Annotated in this window: 10 protein-coding genes; 6 read left to right on the top strand and 4 right to left on the bottom strand. The window is 38.2% G+C overall.

Features of this window, described 5'->3' with window-relative positions:
* Positions 1-130: 130 nt before the first annotated feature.
* From FQ204_RS04660 to FQ204_RS04645, 4 genes are read right to left on the bottom strand one after another with little or no spacing between them, the layout of a single operon-like run.
* Entirely contained in the window at positions 131-760 is a 630-nt protein-coding gene (locus FQ204_RS04660) for a bifunctional 4-hydroxy-2-oxoglutarate aldolase/2-dehydro-3-deoxy-phosphogluconate aldolase (protein WP_126441689.1), read from the bottom strand.
* A 9-nt stretch (positions 761-769) separates the two neighbouring features.
* On the bottom strand, positions 770-1,771 hold the full coding sequence (locus FQ204_RS04655) for a sugar kinase (RefSeq protein ID WP_003035472.1): 1,002 nt from the start codon (positions 1,769-1,771) through the stop codon (positions 770-772).
* Positions 1,772-1,802: 31 nt separating this feature from the next.
* Complete coding sequence (locus FQ204_RS04650; RefSeq protein ID WP_144209202.1) at positions 1,803-2,444, bottom strand: RpiB/LacA/LacB family sugar-phosphate isomerase; 642 nt, start codon at positions 2,442-2,444, stop codon at positions 1,803-1,805.
* A 15-nt stretch (positions 2,445-2,459) separates the two neighbouring features.
* On the bottom strand, positions 2,460-3,275 hold the full coding sequence (locus tag FQ204_RS04645) for a gluconate 5-dehydrogenase (RefSeq protein ID WP_025271637.1): 816 nt from the start codon (positions 3,273-3,275) through the stop codon (positions 2,460-2,462).
* 288 nt (positions 3,276-3,563) lie between these two features.
* Here FQ204_RS04645 and FQ204_RS04640 point away from each other — a divergent pair, with 288 nt between their 5' ends.
* Genes FQ204_RS04640 through FQ204_RS04615 form a run of 6 tightly spaced genes read left to right on the top strand, consistent with a single transcriptional unit; the run spans position 3,564 to position 7,610 of the window.
* Positions 3,564-3,998: a PTS sugar transporter subunit IIA gene (locus FQ204_RS04640; RefSeq protein WP_003035587.1), complete on the top strand. Its 435-nt coding sequence runs from the start codon at positions 3,564-3,566 to the stop codon at positions 3,996-3,998.
* Positions 3,999-4,011: 13 nt separating this feature from the next.
* Positions 4,012-5,202: a glycoside hydrolase family 88 protein gene (locus FQ204_RS04635; protein ID WP_144209199.1), complete on the top strand. Its 1,191-nt coding sequence runs from the start codon at positions 4,012-4,014 to the stop codon at positions 5,200-5,202.
* Positions 5,203-5,212: 10 nt separating this feature from the next.
* Positions 5,213-5,704, top strand: a complete 492-nt coding sequence (locus FQ204_RS04630) for a PTS sugar transporter subunit IIB (protein WP_025271640.1) — start codon at positions 5,213-5,215, stop codon at positions 5,702-5,704.
* A 16-nt stretch (positions 5,705-5,720) separates the two neighbouring features.
* Positions 5,721-6,500 (top strand): PTS mannose/fructose/sorbose/N-acetylgalactosamine transporter subunit IIC, encoded by a 780-nt coding sequence (locus tag FQ204_RS04625; protein WP_003070605.1) that lies wholly within the window; start codon positions 5,721-5,723, stop codon positions 6,498-6,500.
* Positions 6,487-7,302, top strand: a complete 816-nt coding sequence (locus tag FQ204_RS04620) for a PTS system mannose/fructose/sorbose family transporter subunit IID (protein WP_003035586.1) — start codon at positions 6,487-6,489, stop codon at positions 7,300-7,302. Before FQ204_RS04625 ends, FQ204_RS04620 begins: the two co-directional genes overlap by 14 nt.
* Positions 7,302-7,610 (top strand): preprotein translocase subunit YajC, encoded by a 309-nt coding sequence (locus FQ204_RS04615; RefSeq protein ID WP_006270279.1) that lies wholly within the window; start codon positions 7,302-7,304, stop codon positions 7,608-7,610. The genes FQ204_RS04620 and FQ204_RS04615 overlap by 1 nt, the downstream gene beginning before the upstream one ends.
* Positions 7,611-7,706 lie beyond the last annotated feature (96 nt).

Genomic DNA, 7,706 nt, shown 5'->3' with positions numbered 1-7,706 from the left:
ATGGGAGTAGCTCATAGTTTTTCCTCGGGTTCTGTTTGTGTGGTTACTTACAGTTTACACCAATGAAACGCTATGAGATTTTTTGTTGAACTATATTTTACAATTTATCATAAGAAAAGGACTAGATTTTTTACTTCAGTGCGGTATATTGTTTAGCAATTGTTGTAATTGCTTCGTAATTACCTTGGCTGGCAAGTTTGTTAAATTCTCCACCAATACCAATGGCGTCCGCACCAGCAGAAAACCAATCTGAAACATTATCCAAATTGACGCCACCTGTCACCATGATAGCTACTTGAGGAATTGGTGCTTTAACGGAAGAGATATATTTTGGACTTAGAGCACTTCCTGGAAAGAGTTTGATGATTTCACTGCCAGCTTCCAGTGCTGTGGTGATTTCTGTTAAGGTCATACAACCCGGAATATAAGGAATGCCATAGAGATTACAGATTCTTGCAGTTTCAGAGTTGAAAGAAGGAGAAACAATATAATGAGCACCTGCTAGCATTGCATCTCTTGCGGTTACAGCATCCAGTACAGTTCCAGCTCCGATACAAACACTGGCATCATCTTGATATAGGTGGTTTAGCTCTTTTATAATTTCGCCAGCGTATTGATTGGTATAAGCAACTTCAATAGCTTTGATACCACCTTTGATACAGGCGATAGATGCTTTGAGGCCTTCTTCTTTTGTCTTTCCACGAACAACAACGACAATTTTTTGTGTTTTTAATTCAATAATGATATCTGATTTAGTCATGCTATTCTCCTAACGAATAATATCTTTGGTGGTTGTTAGCAATTTTTCAATGGCTGTAGCAGATTTGCTCATACTGTCGCCAGCAAGAGTACACTTCATAGTCGCACTAGCAACAGCAAAGTCAAGTGTATCTTTTAAAGAAGCTTGCATGAGTAATTGATAGAGTGCGCCAGAAACAAAAGCATCTCCGCTTCCAACACGTTGATAGACAGCAGTTTTTAGCTGGACAGATTGCTCAAATGTATCACTGAGCGCATAAGCCTGATAGACATTTTTATCTTGTGCATCAGTGGAGCGGAACGTATGAAAAATGGCTTTAAAGGAATAGATTTCTTTTAAATGACGCATGCGATTTTCAATCTCCGCCAAACTTGCTGTTTCTCTTGGAAACATGTCAAGATCTGTTTCATCTGCCATAATTGGATCGATTCCAAAGCAATAGTCGGCATAGCGAGCGAATTTTGAAAATTCATATTTGGCTTCTAAGACAGAAATCATTTTAGTGCGCAAGTTGAGATCCATAGAAATGGCGATGTTCCTTTGCTTTGCTTCTTGCAAAAGACATAGTAGCACTTCACGGACTTGCGCATCAATGGCAACTGTGATACCACTAAAATGAAAATGGCTGATTCCTTTAAACAAGTTGTCCATATCCAGCATTTCAGGACGAATCTGACTGATACTGGTATGCTTGCGGTCGTAAAAAACTTCACTTTGGCGGCAACCAAATCCATTTTCCAGATAATAAACCCCAAGTCGGTCACCAAGTCGGAAAATAGTGCTAGTGTCGATGTCATGCTGTTTCAAAAACGTTAGGAATCGATTACCAATTTCATTATCTGGCAATCCTGTAAAAAGTTTTGTGCAAATTCCTAAGGCCTGTAAATTACAGGCGATATTGACTTCCGATCCGCCAAAATAAGTTGTGCTGACCACTTGGTCACCAAGAGAAGAAACGTCTACAGGCGTAATTCGAATCAGCGGCTCACCAAATAGCAATAATTTCGTCATGTGTCAATTCCTTTCGGGTTGCAAAATGGATTTATACATCAAGAAGTCCTTTTAAGTAAGCTGCGATTTCATTATCTTGGCAGTTCGCAAAGAAGTATTCTTGGAAATGTTCTCCTGCAATTGTTTCTCTCAAGAAATCTTGGTCGATGTTTTTTAGAACGCTTAGCAGGTCGTTATGGGTAATCTTTTTAACCTCGTTTAAAATACGAGCATTTCGTTGTTCAGGAATTGCTCTTTCCTTTGGATAGCCACCACCAACTTCTTCAGCAAAAAGTCGTTCAAATATCAATTTTAGATTTAATTCTGCACCCCAGCCAAAGCCTTTTGCATAAGGGATTGAAAGAGCATTGCCACCATTTATTTGAGAGAAGAGGTAGGCGTCTGTTGGTTCGACAGCCAAGCCACAGACCACACCAGGAAAACTATTTAAAGCAACCATCGCTCCTTCACCAGTACCGCAACCGGTGATGACAAAGTCAGTAGCTTTTGTATTTAAGAGAATGGCTGCTAGTAAACCATTTTGAACATAAGTTAATTGGCTTTCGCCTTCTTTTCCATACATACCGTAGTTGTATAGTTCATATCCTTTTTTGTCAGTTGTTTCTTTTAAGGCATCATAAATAATGTGGTTTTTAGCAGCTTGACTATTTTCGTTAATTAAAGCAATTTTCATTTTTAGTCCTTCTTTCTATTCTGGTTGTTTTCCGATATAAGCTAGGATACCACCGTCAACGTAGAGAATATGTCCATTGACAAAGTCGCTAGCATCACTAGCGAGAAAAACAGCTGGTCCCATGAGGTCTTCTGGATTTCCCCAGCGTGCCGCAGGTGTTTTAGAGATGATAAATTGGTCAAATGGATGGCGTGAGCCATCTTCTTGTAATTCGCGTAATGGTGCTGTTTGAGGAGTGGCGATATAGCCAGGACCAATACCATTACACTGAATATTAGCACTGCCGTATTCTGAAGCGATGTTACGCGTTAGCATTTTGAGTCCACCTTTAGCAGCGGCGTAAGCACTAACTGTTTCGCGACCGAGCTCGCTCATCATGGAGCAAATGTTGATGATTTTTCCGTGTCCTTTTTTAATCATCGAAGGAATGACGGCTTTGGAAACAATAAACGGTGCGTTTAAGTCAATATCAATCACCTTGCGAAAATCAGCTGCACTCATTTCGCACATAGGAACTCTTCGAATGATGCCTGCATTGTTGACCAAAATATCAATAATGCCAACTTCTCGCTCAACTTGCTCAACCATTGCTTGGATACCAGCTTCATCAGTAACATCGCAAACATAACCATGTGCTGAGATTCCTGCTTCATGATAAGCAGTTAAACCTCGGTCAACTAATTCTTGGTTGATGTCATTAAAAACAATAGTGGCTCCTGCTTCAGCGTAGGCTTTGGCAATGGCAAAGCCTATTCCGTAGGAAGCTCCAGTGATAAGGGCGATTTTTCCCTTTAGAGAAAATTGTTCTATGGAGAAAATTTTTTCTGTCATATTTTATTTCCTTTCAGTTTAATAAGATTTCATTCTAACAAGATTATATTCTAGTAAACCGGTTTTGTCAACGATAAAAAATGTTTTTTGATATTTAGTGGTGGAACCTTTGTAAAAATCTGCTTTTCGGATTTTTGAAGATAATCTACTAAATGTTAAAAAGAAATATAGATTTCAAAAGAGATGTAAGCGCTAATATTTTTTTAAAAAAAGTATTGACAAGTAAAAAACAATAGGCTACAATGGGAAATGTAAGTAAACCGGTAAACTTAAAAGAGAGGAGAATGTATGAAAATCATAGTTATAGGACACGGAAATTTCGCTACAGGGATTCATAGTTCTTTGAAATTGATTGCGGGCGAGCAAGAGAAAGTAGATGCTATTGATTTTGTGGAAGGCATGTCCGCAAACGAACTAAAAGAAAAAATTCTAGCTGCTATTACAAGCGACGAAGAGGTCTTAGTCTTGTGTGATTTATTAGGTGGAACGCCGTTTAAGGTGGCATCCACGATAATGGGAAATAGACCAGATTTGCAAATGAATGTTTTGTCAGGCTTGAATTTAGCTATGTTGCTGGAAACCGTTTTTGCGAGAATGACACTTTCATTTGATGAAGTTGCTAAAAAAGCAGTTGCAGCAGCACATGGCGGTGTTGTCAATGGCAGAGAGTTGTTTTCAGATGATTCAGAAGTAATAGAAGAAGATTTTGAGTCAGGAATTTAAAAAGGTAAAAGGAATGATTAAAAAAGTTACGATTGAAGAAATTAACACTCCTGAACGATTTTTAGAAGTTCCGCTTTTGACAAAAAATGAAGTAGAACAGGCAATTGAGAAAGTCATTCGGCAGTTAGAGATTAATCTTGATTATTTTAAGGAAGACTTCCCGACTCCCGCAACCTTTGATAATGTTTATCCAATTATGGATAATACAGAATGGACCAATGGTTTTTGGACGGGAGAACTGTGGCTGGCTTATGAATACAGTCATGATGAAAAATTTAAAGAAATAGCTCATAAAAATGTCTTGTCTTTCTTGGAACGGGTCAATAAAAGAGTAGAACTAGATCACCATGACTTAGGCTTTCTTTATACTCCATCGTGCATGAGTGAATATAAGTTGGACGGTGACCAAAATGCTAAAGAGGCTGCCTTAAAAGCAGCAGATAAGCTGATTGAACGCTATCAAGAAAAAGGAGGGTTTATTCAGGCTTGGGGTGAGTTAGGTAAGAAAGAACATTATCGTTTGATTATCGATTGTTTGCTCAATATTCAGTTGCTATTCTTTGCGTATCAAGAAACAGGTGAGCAAAAATATTATGAGATTGCAGAAAAACATTTTTATGCCTCTGTCAATAATGTCATTCGTGATGATGCCTCATCTTTTCACACATTTTACTTCGATCCTGAAACAGGTCACCCTCTAAAAGGTGTAACAAGACAAGGTTATAGCGATGATTCTTGCTGGGCAAGAGGACAATCTTGGGGTGTGTATGGTATTCCATTGACTTATCGCCATTTGAAAGATGAATCTTGTTTTGATTTATTCAAAGGTGTAACGAATTATTTCTTGAATCGCCTGCCAAAAGATCATGTTTCCTATTGGGATTTAATCTTTAGTGATGGTAGTGAACAGTCTCGTGATTCTTCTGCGACAGCTATTGCGGTCTGTGGGATTCATGAAATGCTGAAATACTTGCCGGAAGTAGATAAAGATAAAGACATTTACAAACATGCGATGCACGCTATGCTTCGCTCTCTGATAGAAGATTATGCTAGTGATCAGTACAAGCCTGGAGGAACGACGCTTCTTCATGGAGTGTACTCATGGCATTCTGGCAAAGGAGTAGATGAAGGCAATATATGGGGCGATTATTATTACTTGGAAGCTCTAATACGTTTCTATAAAGATTGGAATTTATATTGGTAGGAGGAGAGAGATGACAACACCAAATATTATTATGACCCGTGTGGATGAACGATTGATTCATGGTCAAGGACAGTTATGGGTGAAATATCTAGGCTGCAATACAGTTATCGTGGCAAATGACGAAGTGAGTACTGATAAGATTCAACAAACATTGATGAAGGCGGTTGTACCAGATTCTATTGCCATGCGCTTCTTCTCGTTGCAAAAAGTTATTGATATTATTCACAAAGCAAATCCTGCTCAAACGATATTTATTGTTTTGAAAGATATGAAAGATGCACTAACTTTGGTAAAAGGTGGTGTTCCAATTAAGGAAATCAATATTGGAAATATTCATAATGCAGAAGGAAAAGAACAGGTTACACGTTCTATTTTCCTTGGAGAAGAGGATAAGGCAGCGATTAAGGAACTGAGTCAGTCTTATCAGGTAACTTTTAATACAAAAACAACTCCAAGCGGTAATGATGGAGCTGTAGAAGTAAATATATTGGATTATATTTAAAAAAAGGAGATTCATGATGTCAATTAATTTATTTCAAGCGATTTTAATTGGTTTATGGACAGCGTTCTGTTTTAGTGGAATGCTGTTAGGGATTTATACGAACAGATGTATTGTTTTGTCATTTGGCGTAGGGATTATTTTAGGAGACCTGCCAACTGCTTTAACAATGGGAGCGATTGGTGAATTGGCTTATATGGGATTTGGTGTTGGTGCTGGAGGAACGGTTCCGCCAAATCCAATCGGACCTGGTATTTTTGGAACGTTGATGGCGATTACAAGTGCAGGAAAAGTTACGCCAGAAGCAGCACTTGCTCTATCTACTCCAATTGCCGTTGCAATTCAATTTGTACAAACTTTTGCATATACGGTACGTGCAGGTGCGCCAGAAACAGCTATGAAGCATTTGAAAAATCGTGATATGAAGAAATTCAAAATTACGTTGAATGCGACGATTTGGTTGTTTGCTGTGATTGGCTTTGCTTTGGGATGCTTGGGTGCTCTGTCAATGGATACTTTGCTGAAATTAGTAGGCTACATTCCGCCAGTATTACTTTCTGGTTTAACGGTTGCTGGTAAAATGCTTCCGGCTATTGGGTTTGCAATGATCTTATCTGTCATGGCTAAGAAAGAATTGATCCCGTTTGTATTACTAGGTTATGTTTGTGCGGCTTATCTAAAAATTCCGACAATCGGTATTGCTATTGTAGGTACAATCTTTGCTTTAATCGAATTTTACAACAAACCAAAAACAGCAGATCATGTGGTAGAGGAGGAAGCACACGATGACTGGATCTAAATTAAACAAGAATGATTATCTCAAAACATCTTTGCGGGCATTCTTTTTACAAAATGGCTTTAACTACAGCAATTATCAAGGGCTAGGGTATGCAAATGTTATGTATCCTGCTTTGAAAAAACACTATGGTGATAATCAAGAAGGTCTTTACAAAGCATTAGAAGAAAATTGTGAATTTTACAATACGAATCCTCACTTTCTACCCTTTATTACGAGTTTACACTTAGTCATGTTAGAAAATGATCGTCCCACAGAAGAAACACGTAACATTAAAATGGCATTGATGGGACCTTTGGCCGGGATTGGAGATTCACTTTCACAATTCTGCTTGGCACCACTCTTCTCCACAATCGCAGCTTCTTTTGCGAAAGATGGTTTGATTATTGGTCCAATCTTGTTTTTCTTGGCTATGAATACCATTTTGACAGGGATTAAATTATCTACTGGTTTGTATGGCTATAAGTTGGGAACAACTGTCATTGACAAACTAAGTGAGCAAATGGCGACTATTTCGCGGATTGCTAATATCATTGGCGTGACGGTTATTGCAGGTCTAGCAGCTACTTCTGTTAAGATGACAGTGCCTATTACATTTGCCGCTGGAAAAGTAAAAGCAGGTACAAATCAAAGTATCGTGAGCATTCAAGGTATGCTTGATAAAGTAGCACCAGCGCTTCTGCCAGCTCTCTTTACTCTTTTGGTTTACTATTTGATCAAAGAAAAGAAATGGACAACCTACAAACTAGTTATTCTGACAGTTATCATTGGTATTATTGGCAGCTGGCTTAAGATTTTAGCATAATGAATACGACTTTACTTTATGGAATATTGATTGTTTTGGCAGGAACTCCGATTATACTGTCAAGCATCAGTCATTTCCGTCAGCAAAAAATGCTTCAAGAACAGATGGAGCAACGAAAAACTTATCTAGCTTCTTTAAAAGCTGGTGATGAAGTTCTATTACTGTCTGGAATTCATGGTAAAATTATTTCCATTCAAGATGAGTTGGTGACCTTGCAAATTGCTAAGAATGTAACGATTTATGTGGAAAAAGAAAGCATAATGGGAAAGACAAAGGAACAAGGACAGAAGTTTCCAACCTCTGATTAATGGTAAGGTGTAGCATTATATAATGTTTGTATTGATAATCTAGTAACACGAATGCTGCTTGCTTTATTCATGATGGATTGGAGATAAAAATCTCTA

The sequence above is a fragment of the Streptococcus constellatus genome (assembly GCF_902167705.1).
In the GTDB taxonomy this organism is placed as follows: domain Bacteria; phylum Bacillota; class Bacilli; order Lactobacillales; family Streptococcaceae; genus Streptococcus; species Streptococcus constellatus_A.
This window is presented reverse-complemented; position numbering and strand designations above follow the sequence as displayed.